Consider the following 19,218-nt stretch of genomic DNA (forward strand, 5'->3'; position numbering starts at 1 on the left):
ACTGTACCACCAACAGCTTCAAGCTTTTCCTTGATTTCGTTAGCTTCGTCTTCAGTAGCGCCTTCCTTGACGATTGAAGGTACCTTGTCAACAAGACCCTTAGCATCCTTCAAGCCAAGACCAGTGATGTCACGGATAGCCTTGATGGCTTTAACCTTTTGGTCACCAGATTCAGTTAATTCAACATCGTATGAATCTTTGGTAGCAGCGTCGCCACCAGCAGCACCTGCAGCAGCAACTGGAGCAGAAGCAGAAACACCAAATTCGTCTTCAATTGACTTAACTAAGTCGTTAAGGTCAGTGATTGAAGCATCTTTTAATTGATCAATAATACTATCTTTATCAAAAGCCATTATATTTTCCTCCATTTATTGGAATTATTTTGATCTAACTAGGCAGCGTCGCCATCGTCAGATTTTTTGTCAGCAATTGCTTTAACAGCGTATGCAACGTTACGTACAGGTGCTTGAAGAATATTAGCAAGAGTAGATAACAATTCTTCACGGCTAGGCAATGCAGCATATGCAGTGATTTCGTCAAGACTTGCAACCTTACCGTCAATAACGCCACCCTTTAATTGAAGAGCATCATTGGTTTTGGCAAAGTTGTGAACAATCTTAGGGCCGGCAATTGGATCCTCTGAAGAGAATGCAACAGCTGTAGGACCATTGAATGTATCCTTTAAATCTTCGTATCCAGCTTTAACAGAAGCTCGATCCAAGATCTTGTTCTTGATAACTTCCATCTTAACGCCTTCGTCACGTAATTGCTTTCGCAAATCAGTCACTTCAGCAACGGTTAAACCACGGTAGTCAACAATAACGATTGATGAAGCATTCTTTAATAAGTCAGTCACTTCATCAACTTTTTTTGATTTAAGTGCAACAGTTTCCTTACTCAAAATTTCACCTCCCAAAATTCTAGTTGGGATTTAATAAAAAATCCCCATGCCCACCAAGACATAGAGAAAGTTAATTCCTCGGCAGGATATTAAGGCAAGAAACCACCTGAGTCTTAGGCGTATTTATCAGCAACTAACAGCTTACCACAACGAAGGGTTCACCGTCAATTAGGGATTTTTATTAGATCAAAAACTCATTAAGCTTTGGCAGTATCAAATGAATCAAGGTCCACTTTAACACCAGGGCCAAATGTTGATGAGATTGAAACGTTGTTAACATAAACACCACGAACAGAAGCTGGACGGGCCTTTACGATAACATCAGCAATGGTCTTCAAGTTACCAACCAATTGGTCAGCACTGAATGATACCTTACCAACTGGAACGGCAACATTACCGTCACGGTCAGTCCGGTAAGTAACCTTACCGGCTTTAGATTCTTTAACAGCCTTGGCAACGTCCATTGTAACAGTTCCTGTCTTAGGGTTTGGCATCAAACCTTTTGGTCCAAGAACTCGTCCTAAACGTCCCACTTGAGCCATCATATCAGGCGTTGCAATGGCAACATCGAAATCAAGCCAGCCATCTTGAATTTTTTGAACTAAGTCTGCATCGCCAACAAAGTCTGCACCAGCATCCTTTGCTGCTTTAGCGTTGTCACCTTTAGCGAATACGATAACCGTTTGTTCCTTACCAGTTCCATTAGGTAAGACAACGGCACCACGTAATTGTTGGTCAGCCTGCTTAGTATCAACGTTTAATTTAAATACAATTTCAACAGTTGCGTCGAATTTTGCATAGTCAATTTTTTTAACCAAATCAACAGCATCGCTTACAGGATATGATTTTTCTTGATCTACCTGTTCAAGTGCTGCCTTATAATTTTTACCTCTTTTACGAGCCATGTGTGTTTTCCTCCTTGCTTTGTGGTTATAACGGATTAACCTCCCACGCGACGTGAAACAGTGTGTCATCGTTAAAGATACTGATGTAACAAGTTAAACTATCCTTCGACAGTAAAGCCCATGCTACGTGCAGTACCCTCAACCATGCGCATTGCTGCTTCAACATCAGCTGCGTTTAGGTCTTTCATTTTAGTTTCGGCAATCTGCTTAACTTGGTCTTTGGTAACTTTGGCAACCTTGTTAGTATTTGGTTCACCGGAACCCTTTTGAACACCAGCAGCTTTCTTGAGTAAAACAGCAGCAGGTGGAGTCTTTGTGATAAAGTCGAATGAACGATCTTCATACACAGTAATAACAACAGGAATGATCATTCCTGATTGATCAGCAGTACGTGCATTAAATTCCTTGGTGAAGCCCATAATGTTGATACCTGCTTGACCTAAAGCAGGACCAACTGGAGGGGCAGGTGTTGCTTTGCCCGCTGGAATTTGCAACTTAACAATATTAGCTACTTTTTTAGCCACGAGACATACCTCCTTAAGTCCGTGTGTGGTAATTGGAGATCAAAATTTCTCCTCCCACGTGAGTATGCATAAACATACCAATTAAATATACCATAAACTAACATATGGAACAACAACTAAAATCAGGTATTCCAAATAAATTTGGCAATATGGGCATCAACAACTCGATTTTCGTGTAGTAATCGATGAGTTGCGCCCTTGCCCCTGATGACCAATTCCCGATAATAAATAATCGGATCCCGCAATAGATACCTCAGTGAGAATGCACTTCTTAAAGATACCTGGCCATCATTCTGCTGACCCGAACTGATCGTGCCGGCAATGTTTAAAAACTTGATTCCCTTTGGCATTGCGGAAACTCTCTTAGCAAGGGCCCGATAGATTGCGGTCCGTTTCCGAGGCCCAGCAGAATCATTTGGGTATTCTTCCACACCTCGGGTATTACGGGCAATTTCGGAATCATTGAATGGCCCGGCAATTGTCACAACTCGGCTGATTGCTACTGGTAGTTCCTGTTGGTGGTGAGTCAGCAGCCAGAAGATTGTGATACATCCCATCGAGTGACCAACAAGGTTAATGGTTGCCACGCCATACTGATCGGCTAGCCGTTGACAGATGAACAACAGCCACTTTGACTGTTGTTGAGGACGGGAACGTTTATCCTGAAAGATAACTTGAATAAGTGGCCGATACTTTGACAGTTGACCAACGACTCGAAGCTTGCCGCGGCCATCAACATAGATAACCATCGATTTATTTGCTTGATATCGATTCACCAGCCGCCTTAACAAAAAGCCAAATGAATACCGATTACCAAAATACCCCGGCAGAAAAAGTGTCGGAACTGAATCCAAGGTTGTTGAGATGTTAGTCGAAACAGGACTCATATAAGGCTTACCAAGCAGCCTAAATTGATGGGCAGCAATCACTAACCCAACAACCAACAGAATGATTATCAAAGTTAATATGATTATGCCAAGCACATTAACCACCTACTTGTTGTTAAACGATTGGGTCAACCTGATTAAATTCCAATTCAGTGCTGGTCTCACGGCCGAACATTTCAATGTTAACCTTCAAACGCATTTTTTCGTTATCAATTTCGGTTACTTTACCATCAAGCCCGGTAAAGGCCCCATCAACGATCTTAACGGTATCGCCAACACTGACATCAAGTTCTTCATGACGAGAACTCATCCCAATCCGCTTCAAAACAAGGTCCACTTCTTCTGGCAACAATGGGGTTGGCTTACTACCTTGACCATGTGACCCAACAAACCCTGTTACTCCTGGGGTGTTTCGAACAATATACCAAGCTTGGTCAGTCATGATCATTTCAACCAGTACATAACCAGGGAAAGTTTTTTCCATCTTTTCTTCATCTTTACCGTTTTTAACTTCGTGTTCCTCTTGTTCAGGAACCACAACTCTAAAGATGTAATCCTGCATCCCCATTGATTCCTTCCGGCTATCCAAATTTAACTTAACTTTGTTTTCATATCCGGAATAAGTATGTAACACGTACCATTGTTTCTCTGCTGACTCAACCATTTTATAATCTCCTTAAAAAATCACATCAAATAAAAAAAACCTGACACTGTTTGCAGGTTTTATCAACATAACTATATCAAATTTTCTTCGAATTGGCTATGCCAGAAATGTAAGTGCCCACTGAACAATCCAGTCAACTGCGCCCAAAAAGATAGCCATGATAATTGAAGTACCCAATACAGTACTAGTATCACGCCGGTTTTCTTTAGCGGTTGGCCAGGTGACAACCTTCATTTCTGCAGCAACGCTTTTTAAAAATCGTGCAAATTTCAACTTGTTAACCCCTAACTTTGTATAAACTATCTGGTTTCTTTGTGCAAAGTGTACTTGCCACAATACTTACAAAACTTATTAAGCTCTAGTCGTTTTGTTCGGTTGGGATTGGCGGGAATCGTATAATTCCTTGATCCACAAACTGAACAAGCCAAAGCAACTCTTTTCTGTGCCATGTTGGCACCTCCTACTTGGTACAAGCGTAGTAATTCTAGCATTCAATTGCAACGACGTCAACTTATCCGGTTAAGATATTTCAATCGGCAGCGCTCAAAAGCGTTCAAAACAGATCGATCAGTGGCCATACAAAACATCGGATCCGGGCTGTTGGGCAATACCAAAGCAAATGCCCACCGTTCAAGACCCGAACAACTTTTATAAAGCCGGTGAAAATCGTCGTTCATGATCACCAAGGCCTCTGGGTCCCAGGCAGACGTGTCAGCCACAGTGGTTGAATAGAAAGCCTCATTCTCTTCCACAGAATTCATAAATTCAGTCGGTAATCGTTTTTGAGCATTATTCGACCTGATCAAATCAAACACCCGTTTTTTCAAGTTGTGGCTGTAATAACTCCCAAATGACACGTTGCGACCATCTTCAAACTTTTGGGCCGATCGATACAACACGATTCGAGCTTCCTGTTCGATATCTTCGGTTTCCATCCCTGCAATGAAAAAGTTTCGCCGGACCTTTCTAAAAATTGGCCGATAAAAGTTAAATAACCATTCAAAGGCGTCTCGATCACCCTCTGCGGCTCGCTTAATAACCTTCATTTCTGCATCAGTAATCATATTCACTTTCCTCGCATTCGTAAGTTGTAATGAATCATGCAACTTAGATTACAAAAGGAAATAATCACTGACAAGCGAACCCAGGTTCACTCAACAGATATCATACCTAGACCAATTTTATAATATCAACAAATTAATATTTTTATTGATCATCCGTTAAATGATCTCGGAGCTTTTCCAGTTCCAATAATTGCTTCGGGTCCCATGGTGAATGACGAATCACCTGAGATTGATCAGTCAGTTTCCGTGCTTCAACATCAACTTCTTTTTTTGCCCGTTGCATATCGCCAAGCAATTCTCTGGCAGGGATTCTCAAGGCGCCGGCAGAAAAGATCGTCCACTGCTCTGCTTGGTCGCTGGTTGCGACAATCACTTGAGTAAACCGGTTCTGCTTTTTGCGTGCCAATGCCTCAATGTAACTATCGGCAGTCTGGTCCTTACTCGTCCAAACAATCTCCATATCAAACCTACGGAAACTTTTCGAATTACCGGGAACATACATTGCGTCAAACACGACGATCATATTGATGTCTCGGTATTTTTTGTACTCGGATAACTCCGCTAACAATTGATCCCGAGCATCTTCAAGACGGTCTGCCTGCTTGAGTTTATTTAAATGTGGCCAGTTGCCGATCATATTATAAGCGTCAACAATTAACAGATCATCTTTCATAATGTCTCACCAATTCTAAACTTATTTCCCTAATGGATGACGTGAATTATACCCTTGATAGATCAAAACGCTAGCAGCAACACTTGCATTCAAGCTTTGGATATCACCGACCATCGGAATCGTCAGCATTTCGTCCACTTGCTTTTTGAGCAGCGGCGAAATGCCTTTACCCTCATTACCGATAATCACTGCAACTGAACCCTTTGCATCCCAACGACGGTAATCGGTCCCAGTAATGTCGGTTCCAAAGACCCACAAGCCGCGCTCTTTTAGTTCTTTAACAGTTGCCGAGAGATTAGTAACCCGGGCAACCGGCACCCGCTCAATGGCACCTGCCGACGTCTTAGCAACTGTCGCGGTCAGGCCCACCGCTCGATGTTTAGGAATAATAATGCCGGTTACGCCAGCCGCGTCGGCAGTTCGGATAATCGAACCTAAATTATGGGGATCTTCAATATTATCCAAAATCACAAAAAAGGGAGCCATGCCGGCTTTTTCCGAATGAGCAAACAAGTCGTCAATCGCCGCGTATTTAAAGGCCGCAATAGATAAAACGACACCCTGGTGATTTTGATTGTTGGCTAATTTATCCAACTTTTGCTTAGGAACTTTAGAAATCACCAAACGCTTTTTATGAGCCAAATTCATGATTTCTGAAATGATATTATCGTCATCTTTGGCGCCCGATTGGACGAACAACTTATTAACCGGATTGTCACTCTTTAAAGCCGCAACAACTGGATGACGACCAATAATAAATTCTTCGCTTTGTGATTCTTCGTGATCATTCTTCATGTTTTAATCTCCCGTTTTCAACTTGATCAATGCACCATTCGGCAATCTGCTTCATCCGCTCATCTTGATCGCTCAGTGATAGGTAGCCGAATACCGCTTCAAAGCCGGTAGAAATCCGATAAGTGATAACATCTGTATTTTTTGCGTGGGTATGACTTTTAGCGTTACGCCCCCGTTTGAAATAGCCCCACTCATCATCGTTTAACAAATGATCCGTTTCCATTAAATCAATCAAGGCTGCTTGGGCTTTTGCCGAAACGTAGTTAGTCGCCACGTGCTGTAGCCTTGTCGGCCTGGTTAAGCCTTGTTCGATGAGGTGACGGCGAATAAACACTTCATACGCCGCGTCTCCCATATAAGCCAATGCAATCCCATTGAGCTGAGTGTAATTGTCAGCCATATCTATTGTTGTTCCTTTCTAAATCGGGTTCCCTGCGGTGTATCCTCAAGAACAATTCCGCGGGCTTTTAATTCTTCCCGAATCTCATCACTGCGAATGAAGTCCTTATTCTTGCGGGCGGATTCACGTTCATGAATGAGTTTCCAAATTTCGTCATCTTTTAATTCACTTTGTTCCAATTTGATCCCGAAAATGCCGGCAAGTTGTTTGAGGGTATTAATAATAAATTGAATGCTCAGTTGGAAAACAACCGAACGTTCGCTGTAAGTGTTGGCAAACTTCGCCAATTCATAAACTGCCGCAATCCCATTTTGAACATTGAAATCGTCGTCCATTGCATCTGTAAAATCAGCAACAATCTGACGAACTTCCTGATCGGTTTTGGGATCATCCCCCGATTCGGCGTTATGCAACCGATAAGTCAAGTTGTTGAAGGCCGTTTGCAGCTTCTTGAGATTGCTCTTAGCTTCTTGAACACTGGCATCGCTGTACTGAATTGGCCGTCGATAATGAGTCGTCGACATCAGCAGACGAATCACCTGGCCATCCAAATGCTCGAGTAAATCATGCACCGTGATGAAGTTTCCAAGTGACTTACTCATCTTTTCATTGTCATCACCGATGGTTACAAACCCATTGTGCATCCAGTATTTAACAAATGTTTGATGCGTTTTTGCTTCACTTTGGGCCCGTTCATTTTCATGATGCGGAAAAATCAAATCTTCACCGCCACCGTGAATATCAATCGTTTTACCCAGGTACTTGGTCGACATCACTGAGCATTCAATATGCCAGCCGGGCCGCCCCTTACCCCATGGCGACTCCCATGAGATTTCATCGCCTTTGGACTTTTTCCAGAGGGCAAAATCAATTGGATCTTCTTTTTTAGCCATTTCTTCTTGACTCACGTGTTGACTGGCCCCAATTTCGAGCTGATCAACGTTAATGTGCGGCAATGCCCCGTATGATGGGAACTTACGGGCACGAAAATAAACATCCCCGTCAACATTATAGGCGGAACCGTTATCAACAAGTGTCTTAACAAAATCAATGATTTCTCGAATGTTCTCAGTTGCCCGCGGATGAATGACATCCGAGGAAATATTCAAAGCAGCAGTATCCTGCATGAAAGCAGCGATATATTTGTCTGCAATTGCGCCAACGGTCGTATGATTTTCACGAGCTGCATTGATCATCTTGTCATCAACGTCGGTAAAATTCGAAACATACTTCACCTTGTAGCCGCGATATTCCAAGTACCTGCGAACCGTATCAAACGCAATTGCACTCCTTGCATTTCCGATGTGGATGTAGTTATAGACGGTAGGCCCACAGACATACATATGAACGATGCCGGGAGTGACCGGTTCGAATTTTTCTTTTTTGCGGGTGAGCGTATTAAATATCTGCAGCATTTCGAATTCCTCTCTTTAACTAGTTTATATTAAAATCATAGCATAAAAACCGTCAAGTTTATTAAACTAACTATAACCTATAATAAAAGGTCTCGCTGAATTTTCAACGAGACCAATTAATCTAACAATAAAATTAATAATTTACGCTTTATTTAATTGATTCAAAGTCTGCTCAATGTGCTCAACAGCCTTTTGCCGACCAACTAATTCAACAGATTCTGGTAATTCTGGACCGTGCATTTCATGAGTTACCGCAATCCGAATTGGCATCCAGAGTTGACGGCCTTTGATCCCAGTATCTTTTTGAATTGCTTTGATTGTTTTGAACACCTCAACCGAATCAAAAATTGGAAGTGCTTGAATCCGTTTTTGGAATTCTTTCAGAACAACTGGGGCCGTGTCATTGGAAATTTCGGCCAGTGCTTCACCACTAATTTCTTCAGGTTCTTGGAAGAAAACAGAAGCCATGTCGTTAATCTGAGCCATATAACTCATCTCTCGTTTGTATAAGTTAATGAGTTGGCGTGCCCATTCAATGGTCTTGGCGTCAGGATTTTCCGGGATGTTACCCACTTCAATCAATTGCCGTAAGGCTAAGTCCATCACGGTGCTGTCATCGGCTGCCTTAACGTATTGGTTATTAATCCACTCCAGCTTCTTGGAATCAAACTTAGCGGGGGACTTGCTGAGACGATTTTCATCGTACATCTTGATGAAATCTTTCTTGTTAAAGATTTCATCTTCACCAACTGGCGACCAACCCAAAAGCAGGATGAAGTTAAACATGGCATCAGGCAGATATCCTAGCTTACGATACTGTTCAATAAATTGCAGGACAGATTCATCACGCTTGCTGAGCTTTTTGCCAGTATCAGCACTAATAATTAAGCTCATATGGCCGAACTTAGGTGGATTCCAGCCAAATGCTTCGTAGATCATTAACTGCTTAGGGGTATTAGCAACGTGATCATCACCACGAAAGACGTGGCTAATTTTCATCATGTGGTCATCAACAACAACCGCAAAGTTGTACGTTGGCATTCCGTCACGCTTAGCAATGACAAAATCGCCACCAATTGTATCGGAATTGAAGGAAACCTTGCCTTTAACGATATCGTCCCAAGCGTAATCACGATTTTCAGGAACTCGGAAACGAATAACCGGCTTCAATCCTTTTGCTTTTGCATCGGCAATTGCTTGTCGCTTTTCCTCTTCGGACATTCCTTTGTACTCATATTCATAATGAGGCATTTGGCCGCGTGCCTTTTGATCTTCGCGGTCGGCCTGCAATTGCGCTTCAGTTCGATATGATTCGTAAGCCTTTCCCTCATCCAATAGTTGTTGAATGAGTGGATCATAAATTTCCTTTCGCTCGGATTGACGATATGGGCCAAAATTGCCGCCCACGTCAGGACCTTCGTCCCAATCCAAGCCAAGCCACTTCAAGTTTTCAAGCTGGCTCTTTTCACCGTCAACAACGTTTCGTTTCGTATCAGTATCCTCAATTCGGATAATGAACTTTCCTTTGTTGTGTCGTGCGAATAAATAGTTGAAAATGGCTGTTCGTGCATTTCCGATATGCAAGTGGCCGGTTGGGCTTGGAGCATAACGAACTCGAATTGCATTGTTTGCCAATGTATAACGCCTCTTTCTTAAAATTAATCGACATTTTTGTCAGTATTTAAAGTTTACAATGAACTGATTAAAAAATAAAGGGGCTGAGACGTTAGTCAGCAAATTGTTTATGAATGTAACTTACCTCACAATTTTTATATTGATAAGGGTTGCGATAAATGGCTAATCCCCGCCGCTTAAGCAAAAACGGCAATGCATTCCAGAATCAGAATGTACTGCCGTTTTTCTTAAACTCTTGGATCAAGCCACGTTTAGTCTTAATCCCATCTTTTTGAGTATCAGTTAAAGATTGTTATCAATTCTTTTTACCATTTTTCTTTGATGAATTGTTTTTCTTGCTGTCTTCTTCATTATTTTCAGAAATATTCTTGGTTGAATGTTCCGGTCGAGCAAAAATCATCTTACCGGCATCAGTTTGGATGGCACTGGTAACCACAACGTCAATATGATCATTCAAGAAGTAACGACCATCCTCAACAACCACCATCGTTCCGTCATCCAGGTAAGCAACTCCTTGTTGCCGTTCAGTTCCGTTTTTAACGACCATCACGTTGAGATTTTGCCCCGGCAGGATCTTTTGCCGTAACGCATTCGCTAAGGCATTAATGTTGAATACTTGGACATGCTGGAATTGAATCACTTTATTGAGGTTATAGTCATTTGTAATAATCACCCCATCGATGTCCTTAGCAAGCTGGATTAATTTGCTATCAACTTCATCAATATCCTCATAATCTTTTTCGTAAATTTCAATTGGAATCAATTTTTCGGTTTGCAGCTTATTGAGAATATCAAGTCCACGCCGACCGCGAACCCGCTTCACGCTATCACTAGAATCAGCGATGTATTGCAGTTCGTAGAGGACAAATTGAGGAACCAGCAATGTGCCTTCAATAAATCCAGTCTTAATAACGTCATAAATTCGGCCGTCAATTAAAATATTGGTATCCAAAATCTTGTAATGATGGTAATTTTTATCAACTGGCTTATCAATGATTTTTTCACCAGATTCCTTAGCAGATTCTGATTTGCGTCTTGATTGAAAAAGCCGGCGCCAACGATCATTTTGGGTTGTCCCAATTCGAAAACCAAAGTATCCGAGGACCAACATCAAGATAATTGGAATCATCGTATTTAAGAAGAACGTCCGGGTTCTAAAGAATACGATTGAAATCAATATTGCCACTACCAAGCCAACAATAAGCCCCAAAGTCCCAAAGATAAGAGATAATGGGCTCTGCTTGGTCAATTGGCCTTCAATTCGGTCAATTAGCTTGAGGACGTAATTTCCTGTCAACAACGAAATAATATAGAAAATAATTGCACCAACCAACGCATTTGTAATGGTGTTGTTGAAAAGCGTCCCGTACCTAACCTGTAAAATTAACCACAATAACTTGAAATAACTGGCGCCAATTGCAGCCCCAGCAAGGGTGAAAACAATTTGAACAATTCTCTTTCTTCTCACTAATATCGCCTTCTCTCAAAAATAAATGTTATCCCAAGGCTAATTTTAATGCTTGCGATAACGTTGAAACACCGACAACTTCGATTCCCTTAGGTGGCGTCCAACCTTGTAAATTGTTACTTGGAACTAAAACCCGCTTGAATCCAAGCTTGTGGGCCTCTATAACCCGCTGTTCAATTCTGGTAACGCGTCGAACCTCACCGGTCAACCCCAGTTCACCAACGTAACACTCTGTTGGGCTGGTTCCACGATTCTTGTAAGACGATGCAATACTAACGGCCATTGCCAAATCAATTGCAGGTTCATCCAGCTTCACCCCACCAGCTGCCTTCAAATAAGCATCCTGATTTTGCAACATCAAACCGGCTCTTTTCTCAAGAACCGCCATAATCAGTGAAACGCGATTCCGATCAAGACCGGCGGCTGTCCGTTGAGCGTTACCAAAAACCGAGGCGGTCACTAATGCTTGAATTTCAACTAAAATTGGTCGGGTACCTTCCATTGAAACAACAATCGCAGAACCAGTTGCGTCCTTTAATCGTTCTTCCAGAAAGATCTCTGATGGATTGGTCACCTCATGCAAGCCATCCATTCGCATTTCGAAAACCCCTAATTCATTGGTCGAGCCAAACCGATTCTTGACCGTCCGCAAAATCCGATAAGAATGATGGAGATCACCTTCAAAGTAGAGCACAGTATCAACCATATGCTCGAGAATTTTTGGACCGGCGATGGCGCCGCCCTTGGTAACGTGACCAACGACAAAGACGGTGATGCCTTGTCCTTTAGCAATATTCATGAGATCAGCCGTCACTTCGCGGATTTGAGCAACCGAACCCGTAGCTGATTGTAATTCTGGAATCTGCATTGTCTGAACAGAATCGATCACAACAGCATCCGGCTTCATCTCACTAATGGTGCTTTTAATTACATCCATATCCGTTTCAGGATAGACATAGAGTTGATCGCCGTTGACACCAAGCCTGGCAGCCCGCATCTTAATTTGGCTGGCACTTTCTTCACCGGAAACATAAAGAATTTTACCGGATTTGCTTAGTTGGCCTGAAACTTGCAGCATCAAAGTCGACTTACCAATTCCCGGATCACCGCCAATCAAAATCAGCGACCCCGGCACAACACCACCACCAAGGACCCGATTCAATTCTTCCATTGAAGTTTTAAATCGGTTTTCTCGTTGAAATTTGACCTTGTCTAATGGTTCAGGCTTATTATCATGGATGCCGGTCCGCCGCAAACTCGTTGCACTTGAAGCGGTGGGCTTGGCCGCGACCGTTTCCTCGACCAGGGTATTCCATTCATTACAATTTGGGCATCTTCCCAGATACCTCGGGGAAATGTAGCCACAATTCTGACAAACATATTGGGTTTTAACTTTTGCCAACTAAATTCTCCTCTACTCCTAAATGTTACATATTAATTTTAGCACTTTTGCTTTAAAAAATAATTGGTTCACCGCATACTTTAGCCACTCTTAAATTTTAGCGGCCTGATGAACCAAAACCACCGCTCCTCGTTTGCTTATGAGTGGACTGATCCTGATCGGCTAACAAATACGGCATAAAAATCCCTTGGCCGATCCGTTCACCTTTGGCAACTTTAATGTCAGTTATCCCAAAATTGAGGATTTGGACGAAAATTTCACCTTCATTCCCTTCGTTATTATAGTAATCAGCGTCAATCACACCGATCCCATTTGGAATAACCAGGCCACGTTTCAAAGGATTGCTTGAACGGTTGGCAATGATCAGCACTTCATTGGGTTTCATGTAAGCTTTAATGCCGGTTGGAATTAAAAATGGTTTTAGGATCTTTTTGGCAGCATCGATCTTTGAATCATCAATGGTTTTTTGATGACGGATTGCCCAGAGAACCTTCAAAAAGTTGATTTTCCAAATTGACGGGATCGTCATGTCAATTGCACTTTCAAAGTCATAACCAGCTGCGTTTTTAGTTGTTCGGTATGGGATAGTTAAATCATCCTTAGCATATTTTGACACAATTTCAAATCCACGATCCATTTTAATGCAACTCCCTTGAGAATATTTTATTCTTACTAGTATAAACTAACTGTTGCTGATTTGATACATTGACAAAAAGGCTAAAAAAACGCACAATGTGGGTAAGTAAAACCTTTAAACAGGCTAAAAACGAAAGGAACTATTATTATGACACATCAGGATGAACTTAAACAACTCGTTGGTAAAGAAGCTGTCAAATACGTTGAAAATAACACGGTCGTTGGCCTCGGAACCGGATCCACGGTTAAATTCATGGTCGATGCATTAGGTGAACGTGTTAAAAAGGAAGGCTTGTCAATTGTGGGCGTTCCGACCTCTGAAAGGACTCGAAAGCAAGCCAATCTTTTGGGTATCCCAACCAAGGGCGTAGACGAAGTCGATCACATTGATTTAACGATTGACGGTGCAGATCAAATCGACAAAAACTTCCAAGGAATCAAGGGCGGTGGCGGTGCCCACCTTTGGGAAAAAATTGTTGCTATTAACTCTGACAAAAACATGTGGATCGTTGACGAAAGCAAAATGGCCGATGAACTCGGGTCATTCCCACTACCATTAGAGGTTATTCCTTACGGTAGCCGCCAGCTATTCAAACGGCTCAAAGAAAAGGGCTATAACCCTGAATTTCGAGTTCAGGATGGCCAACGAGTCAAGACAGATTCGGATAACGATATCATCGACCTTCACCTACACCAAATCGAAAATCCTCACAGCTTGGCAGTAGACCTGGATCAAATGACGGGCATTGTCGAACACGGTCTCTTTTTAAACATCGTGAACACCGTGATTGTGGGTAGAGAAGATGGGCCTGAGGTATTAAAAGCAAGATAATTTTATTGAGGCGGAGACATTAGTCAGCAAAATGTTTACAAATGCAACTTGGCTTCCCAATTCTTATATTGATAAAACTTGCGACAAATAGCTGCCCCCGCCATTTAAGTAAAAAAAGGAATGCATTCCAAAACCAGAATGCATTCCTTTTTTTTTACTTAAATTCTGGGATCAAATCGCCTTTCGCCCCAATCTAATTTTATCCACTCGCTTGCGAAGTTCTGGCGATTTAAGCCTAATGAGCGTAAAATAGTTTGGTATTAAGGAGAGTGATCATTTTTGACATCAGAAATCAAATTAGACCAAATTAACAAGTTCCAACAGAACCTTGATGACCGTAAGGATTCAAAGGTTATTGAACGGGCTGTTTCCCACCAAGGAATATTAGGCTCTAGTGAGGACTTTAGTGCCAAATCGAAAATGGCCCCTGTATTTTCAATTGATCTATCAACTGGCAAAGTTGCCGATCAAAAACAAAGTGGTCGTTGCTGGATGTTCGCGGCTTTGAACACCATGCGGATTCGTTTGATGAACGAATTAAAAGTGAGCGATGATTTTGAGTTATCCCAAAACTACACCAACTTCTGGGACAAATTCGAAAAGTCTAACTACTTCTTGGAAAACGTACTCAAGACGGCTGACAAACCACTGGATTCCAGAAAAGTTTCCTGGTTGATGCAAACGCCCCAACAGGATGGCGGCCAATGGGACATGCTGTGTGCATTAATTGAGAAATACGGCATCGTACCCAAGTATGCAATGCCAGAAACTTTCAGCAGTGAAAAGTCTGCCCAACTTAATAAATACTTGAACCTCAAGCTACGTCATGACGCGACCGTTCTTCGTGAACTTGTTGCTGACAAGGCATCGGACAGCAAAATTTCAAAGACTAAAGAAAAAATGCTCAATGAAATTTATCGGATGTTAACTTACGCACTCGGTGAACCCGTTACCAAATTCGATTTCGAATATCGCGATAAAGACAACAATTACCATATTGATCGAAACATCACCCCTCAAGACTTTTTCAAGAAGTACGTTGGAATTAATCTTGAAGACTATGTCTCGCTCATCAACTCACCAACCGACGACAAGCCATTTAACAAAACTTATACCATCGAAATGTTAGGTAACGTTGTTAATGGTCGTCAAGTCAAACATCTAAACTTGAAAATGGCTGACCTCAAGAAGTTAGCCATTATGCAGCTGGAAAACGGCGAATCTGTTTGGTTCGGTAGTGATGTTGGTCAAAGTTCTAATAGCAAAAAAGGAATTATGGACACTGATCTATATGCCCCTGATGAATTATTCGACACTGACCTTTCATTATCCAAAGCAGAACGTTTGGACTACAGTGAAAGTTTGATGACCCACGCAATGGTCATTACCGGTGTTGATCTCGTTGATGGCAAACCAACTAAATGGAAGGTTGAAAACAGCTGGGGAGAAAAGGTTGGTACCAAAGGTTACTTCGTCATGAGCGATAAGTGGATGGATGAATTTGTTTATCAATTTGTGATTAATAAGAAATACCTTTCGGACGATCAAAAGAAAGCGCAACAACAAGAACCAACTGTTTTGAAGCCATGGGATCCAATGGGTGCCTTAGCCTAAGGATGCGCTAATAACCACGGGTCAAAAAGTTGTTAATTCTAAGTTTTGACCCTAGGATTTAATGAAAAGGACCAACTATTCCAAAGCAGGAATAGTTGGTCCTTTTAGCTAAATAGCCGGGGTCTTCCGTCTGGCACAGCTTTTATCTAAGCGGCTACGGCGATCCAGTCGAATAATGACTGATTGGAAATTAATATATGTCCAAGTCTCTAATGATTAATTGTTAACCTGGTTACTTGGTCATAAATTCTTTATTCAAAATATTTAAATGTTCATTAAAATCATATCGGATCGGCTTGCCATTTGGAACTTCGACATTTGGAATCTCCTCATCAGAAACATTTTCCAAAAATTTAATTAAGGCTCTCAAAGTGCTCCCGTGAGCAACGATTAACTGATTTTTGCCGTCTAAAAGTTGGGGCGCAATCTGATCTTCCCAATATGGAATCAAGCGATCCATGGTCATTTTCAAGCTTTCTGCCAATGGAATTTGAACCCCATAACGATTGTATCGGGGATCCTCATCTCGCTTGGCCAATTTTGGCGGCACCACCGTAAAACTTCTTCGCCAGACTTTCAACTGGTCGGCGCCAACTTGCTTCTTAACGGCAAGCTTGTTTTTACCCCGCAATCCGCCGTAGTGACGTTCGTTTAACCGCCAGCTTTTGTGTTCTGCAATATCGTTTTGTCCAATCTCATCTAACACAATGTTGGTCGTAATAATGGCACGCTTTAAAAAAGATGTGTGAACATCCGTAAATTGCACCCCGGCTGACTTAATGACCTGGCCAGCAAAATGAGCCTGTTGAATCCCCTTTTCGGTTAGATCAACATCGCTCCACCCAGTGAAGATATTGTCTCGATTTGCTTGGCTTTCACCATGACGCATTATGACTAGTGTTGGCACGCTTTCATCCTCTTTTTACAAAATTAGTATCCAAGAATATGTTACCAATAATGTGACTCATGATCAAAGATCCCTGTTATAGTTGTTGAACTAATACCATCAGAATTGGAATGACCACCAAGCTCAACAGCGTTGTTTCGGCAACCATGACCGACGCGTATTCCGAGTCAGCATGATAAAGCCTGGAAACAACTGGGGCGTTTGTCATAATTGGCATCGCCGCCTGCATGATAAACACCTGTTTCATTAGCAGAGGTAAATGGGTTGGAATCACGAGCAGCGACATGAGTGCCGGAGCTAGTAAAAACCGACCGAATAAAATCAAAAAGTTACTGCGATCAAACCGAACCCGGGTGATATCAACGCTATTAATGGAAATTCCGATAAAAATCATCGAAAGTGGGATTGTCAGGTTCCCTATGTAATTAAAGTCCTGCATGATAAAATCGGGGAGTGATACGTGAAACAGAACCAGAACAACTCCGACCATGAACCCAAGTAGTGGCGGTGAAAACACTTTTTTCAGAGTGGTTTTCCAGTTGAATTCACCCTCACCTTTGCCATCCTTTTGGATTAGGTAAACACCTAATGTCCAGAAAAATGTCGTGTTAGCCATGTAGTAAACTAAAACAAACGGCAAGCTCGATCTACCAAACAATGCCATATTAACTGGTAAACCAACGAAAACCGTGTTAGAGTTGGAAAACATTGACCTAAATAAGCCAGCGTGCATCTTCGGAATCTTAGCAAATCTCACGACGAAAATCGAAATAATATAGAGCAAAAGCATCGATACAATCGGAAAAAATAAATCCGGTAACGTCTTTAATAACATTTTCGCTGTAAATTTACTCATGATGGTCGATATCATGTACGCTGGTAAAGCAATCTGAGTGACCAGCCTGGCAAACATGCTGGTCATCTTACTGTCAAACCAATCATTTCTAGCTAATATAAATCCCAGGGCAATCATAATTAGAATAATCAAGACCCCGGATACCGCTGAGCCAAATACTCCCATACACATTCCTCACTTCTAACAAGAATAACAATGACACATTATAGCACAATTAGAATCCACATTTTGTTATAATTTGAGGGATAGCCATCAGAGCAAGTTGACGAGAATTATTAAATTATGTTTAAATAACTGAAGATTTCTGCATCTGATCTGTAAAGTGCAATATACTTTTGTAAGAATTTTTATAAATGAGGAGTCACTATGCCATCAAACAATAAAAACGATTTTGAACCTGTATATTCAAGAAGGGCTGACAAAAAGCCCCATTACAAGAAGGGCAATAAAAAGAAGCGCCGCATTATCGGCTGGAGTGTCTTTCTGGTTTTCCTCCTTATTGTCGGGAGCGGACTTGTTTGGGGCTATGGCGCTTATAAGAGCGCCAAAAAGACTTTCACCCAAACTTACGATTCAACAAATATTCAAAAAGCCAGAAACGTATCATCCGTCATTCAAAAAGGTAAGCCTCTGTCGATCTTGTTACTAGGAACAGACACTGGTGCACTTGGCCGTCACGATACCGGTCGAACGGATACTATGATTGTTGCAACCATTAATCCTAAAAAGAAAACAATCCATTTAACCAGTATTGCCAGAGACACGCAGGTTAATGTCCCGGGGGATACTCAACAATACGAGAAGATTAACGCAGCTTATACCATTGGTGGGCCGGGAACAGCTGTTAAGACAGTCCAGAACCTGCTGGATATCCCAATTGACTTCTACGCGATCATCAATATGGGCGGTTTGGAAACCATGGTGAATGCCGTCGGTGGCGTGGACGTTGTTCCCCCATTGACATTCCAATATGGGCATGCAAACGTCGTTAAAGGCAAGAAGACCCACCTAAACGGTCAACAAGCCCTAGATTACGCCCGAATGCGTGATGACGATCCTCGTGGGGATTATGGCCGTCAAGCCCGTCAGCGACAAATCATTAAAAAGCTGGTGATGAAAGGTTTGAACGTCACCTCCCTTCCAAGATATAAGTCAATTCTTTCATCTCTCAAAGGAAATATGAAAACTGACATGACATTTGATGACATGATTGCAGTTCGGGCCAAATATGGCGATGCAACTCACCATATTAAGTCACAAACCTTACAAGGCGAAAACGCCATGATCGATGGCTTGTCCTATCAAGTTGTTCCTCAAACTGAATTGCTTCGGGTTTCAAACGATATTCGATCTACACTTGGCTTATCCAAGTCAAAGAAGCTGCAAAGTTCCCAGACCCAAACGGATACCGATGCATCAACCACAACAGGGACTGATACCACTGGTAATCAATCATCCTACAATGGTTATTAATTAAACCCGATTCAAAAAAGACCTATTTCGTTAGCCGGACGACTAATGAAATAGGTCTTTTTTTGAGTCGGGTTTAACAGACGAACTAGGGTTCTACAATATCTGTTGTTGGTAATAGATTTTATCTATTACTGATGACAGATTTTTTGTTTCTCGTTAGAATAAAA

General features: G+C 41.9%; 22 protein-coding genes and 1 other annotated feature. Of the genes, 3 read left to right on the top strand and 19 right to left on the bottom strand.

The annotated features are described in order from the left end of the window. From rplL to KTE19_RS03090, 17 genes are all read right to left on the bottom strand, one after another. A partial coding sequence (gene rplL / locus KTE19_RS03010; RefSeq protein ID WP_146985943.1) for a 50S ribosomal protein L7/L12 occupies positions 1 to 353 on the bottom strand: 353 nt, incomplete at its 3' end. Positions 354 to 391: 38 nt separating this feature from the next. Next, a complete protein-coding gene (rplJ, locus tag KTE19_RS03015) occupies positions 392 to 901 on the bottom strand; it encodes a 50S ribosomal protein L10 (RefSeq protein ID WP_054748361.1) in 510 nt (169 codons plus the stop codon). A gap of 26 nt (positions 902 to 927) precedes the next feature. Continuing rightward, positions 928 to 1,037 (bottom strand) — a sequence feature (ribosomal protein L10 leader region). 61 nt (positions 1,038 to 1,098) lie between these two features. Continuing rightward, positions 1,099 to 1,806 (bottom strand): 50S ribosomal protein L1, encoded by a 708-nt coding sequence (rplA, locus tag KTE19_RS03020; RefSeq protein WP_054748363.1) that lies wholly within the window; start codon positions 1,804 to 1,806, stop codon positions 1,099 to 1,101. 98 nt (positions 1,807 to 1,904) lie between these two features. Beyond that, positions 1,905 to 2,330 carry a 50S ribosomal protein L11 gene (gene rplK, locus KTE19_RS03025; protein WP_056981914.1) on the bottom strand — a complete coding sequence of 142 codons (426 nt, stop codon included), beginning with the start codon at positions 2,328 to 2,330 and terminating at the stop codon, positions 1,905 to 1,907. Positions 2,331 to 2,452: 122 nt separating this feature from the next. Further along, positions 2,453 to 3,313, bottom strand: a complete 861-nt coding sequence (locus KTE19_RS03030; protein ID WP_347339394.1) for an alpha/beta hydrolase — start codon at positions 3,311 to 3,313, stop codon at positions 2,453 to 2,455. A 19-nt stretch (positions 3,314 to 3,332) separates the two neighbouring features. Next, the gene (nusG, locus tag KTE19_RS03035; protein ID WP_056981913.1) at positions 3,333 to 3,881 is read right to left on the bottom strand and encodes a transcription termination/antitermination protein NusG; all 549 of its coding nucleotides are present in this window, start codon (positions 3,879 to 3,881) and stop codon (positions 3,333 to 3,335) included. Between the two features lie 96 nt (positions 3,882 to 3,977). Then, complete coding sequence (gene secE, locus KTE19_RS03040; RefSeq protein WP_054748364.1) at positions 3,978 to 4,154, bottom strand: preprotein translocase subunit SecE; 177 nt, start codon at positions 4,152 to 4,154, stop codon at positions 3,978 to 3,980. A 26-nt stretch (positions 4,155 to 4,180) separates the two neighbouring features. Further along, a complete protein-coding gene (rpmG, locus tag KTE19_RS03045; RefSeq protein ID WP_056981910.1) occupies positions 4,181 to 4,330 on the bottom strand; it encodes a 50S ribosomal protein L33 in 150 nt (49 codons plus the stop codon). A 57-nt stretch (positions 4,331 to 4,387) separates the two neighbouring features. Next, a complete protein-coding gene (locus tag KTE19_RS03050) occupies positions 4,388 to 4,945 on the bottom strand; it encodes a sigma factor (RefSeq protein WP_217162283.1) in 558 nt (185 codons plus the stop codon). A gap of 142 nt (positions 4,946 to 5,087) precedes the next feature. After that, positions 5,088 to 5,618, bottom strand: coding sequence for an NYN domain-containing protein (locus tag KTE19_RS03055; RefSeq protein ID WP_217341601.1), 531 nt, complete (start codon positions 5,616 to 5,618; stop codon positions 5,088 to 5,090). Between the two features lie 21 nt (positions 5,619 to 5,639). Beyond that, the gene (gene rlmB / locus KTE19_RS03060) at positions 5,640 to 6,413 is read right to left on the bottom strand and encodes a 23S rRNA (guanosine(2251)-2'-O)-methyltransferase RlmB (protein WP_217162287.1); all 774 of its coding nucleotides are present in this window, start codon (positions 6,411 to 6,413) and stop codon (positions 5,640 to 5,642) included. Beyond that, positions 6,403 to 6,813, bottom strand: a complete 411-nt coding sequence (locus KTE19_RS03065; protein ID WP_056981905.1) for a Mini-ribonuclease 3 — start codon at positions 6,811 to 6,813, stop codon at positions 6,403 to 6,405. Before KTE19_RS03065 ends, rlmB begins: the two co-directional genes overlap by 11 nt. A gap of 2 nt (positions 6,814 to 6,815) precedes the next feature. Continuing rightward, on the bottom strand, positions 6,816 to 8,228 hold the full coding sequence (gene cysS, locus KTE19_RS03070) for a cysteine--tRNA ligase (RefSeq protein WP_217341602.1): 1,413 nt from the start codon (positions 8,226 to 8,228) through the stop codon (positions 6,816 to 6,818). A gap of 141 nt (positions 8,229 to 8,369) precedes the next feature. Next, positions 8,370 to 9,863 carry a glutamate--tRNA ligase gene (gltX, locus tag KTE19_RS03075; protein ID WP_217341603.1) on the bottom strand — a complete coding sequence of 498 codons (1,494 nt, stop codon included), beginning with the start codon at positions 9,861 to 9,863 and terminating at the stop codon, positions 8,370 to 8,372. 295 nt (positions 9,864 to 10,158) lie between these two features. Next, positions 10,159 to 11,331, bottom strand: coding sequence for a PIN/TRAM domain-containing protein (locus tag KTE19_RS03080; protein WP_430673520.1), 1,173 nt, complete (start codon positions 11,329 to 11,331; stop codon positions 10,159 to 10,161). A 28-nt stretch (positions 11,332 to 11,359) separates the two neighbouring features. Continuing rightward, positions 11,360 to 12,733, bottom strand: a complete 1,374-nt coding sequence (gene radA / locus KTE19_RS03085; protein ID WP_054748372.1) for a DNA repair protein RadA — start codon at positions 12,731 to 12,733, stop codon at positions 11,360 to 11,362. Positions 12,734 to 12,830: 97 nt separating this feature from the next. After that, positions 12,831 to 13,370, bottom strand: a complete 540-nt coding sequence (locus KTE19_RS03090; RefSeq protein WP_217162293.1) for a dCTP deaminase/dUTPase family protein — start codon at positions 13,368 to 13,370, stop codon at positions 12,831 to 12,833. Positions 13,371 to 13,517: 147 nt separating this feature from the next. On the opposite strand from KTE19_RS03090, the gene rpiA reads away from it, so the two are divergent. Both rpiA and KTE19_RS03100 read left to right on the top strand, forming a co-directional pair. Beyond that, positions 13,518 to 14,201 carry a ribose-5-phosphate isomerase RpiA gene (gene rpiA, locus KTE19_RS03095; protein WP_217162295.1) on the top strand — a complete coding sequence of 228 codons (684 nt, stop codon included), beginning with the start codon at positions 13,518 to 13,520 and terminating at the stop codon, positions 14,199 to 14,201. A 279-nt stretch (positions 14,202 to 14,480) separates the two neighbouring features. Further along, on the top strand, positions 14,481 to 15,815 hold the full coding sequence (locus KTE19_RS03100) for a C1 family peptidase (RefSeq protein ID WP_217341604.1): 1,335 nt from the start codon (positions 14,481 to 14,483) through the stop codon (positions 15,813 to 15,815). A 232-nt stretch (positions 15,816 to 16,047) separates the two neighbouring features. Here the strand turns inward: KTE19_RS03100 and KTE19_RS03105 are convergent, their stop codons facing one another. Together KTE19_RS03105 and KTE19_RS03110 are read right to left on the bottom strand one after the other, a co-directional pair. Beyond that, the gene (locus KTE19_RS03105) at positions 16,048 to 16,704 is read right to left on the bottom strand and encodes a 2,3-bisphosphoglycerate-dependent phosphoglycerate mutase (protein ID WP_217162332.1); all 657 of its coding nucleotides are present in this window, start codon (positions 16,702 to 16,704) and stop codon (positions 16,048 to 16,050) included. Positions 16,705 to 16,798: 94 nt separating this feature from the next. After that, entirely contained in the window at positions 16,799 to 17,743 is a 945-nt protein-coding gene (locus KTE19_RS03110) for an AEC family transporter (protein ID WP_056981895.1), read from the bottom strand. Between the two features lie 201 nt (positions 17,744 to 17,944). On the opposite strand from KTE19_RS03110, the gene KTE19_RS03115 reads away from it, so the two are divergent. Then, a complete protein-coding gene (locus KTE19_RS03115; protein WP_217341605.1) occupies positions 17,945 to 19,051 on the top strand; it encodes an LCP family glycopolymer transferase in 1,107 nt (368 codons plus the stop codon). Positions 19,052 to 19,218 lie beyond the last annotated feature (167 nt).

Origin of the sequence: Lentilactobacillus dabitei (assembly GCF_019061365.1) — a bacterium.
Lineage (GTDB): Bacteria > Bacillota > Bacilli > Lactobacillales > Lactobacillaceae > Lentilactobacillus > Lentilactobacillus dabitei.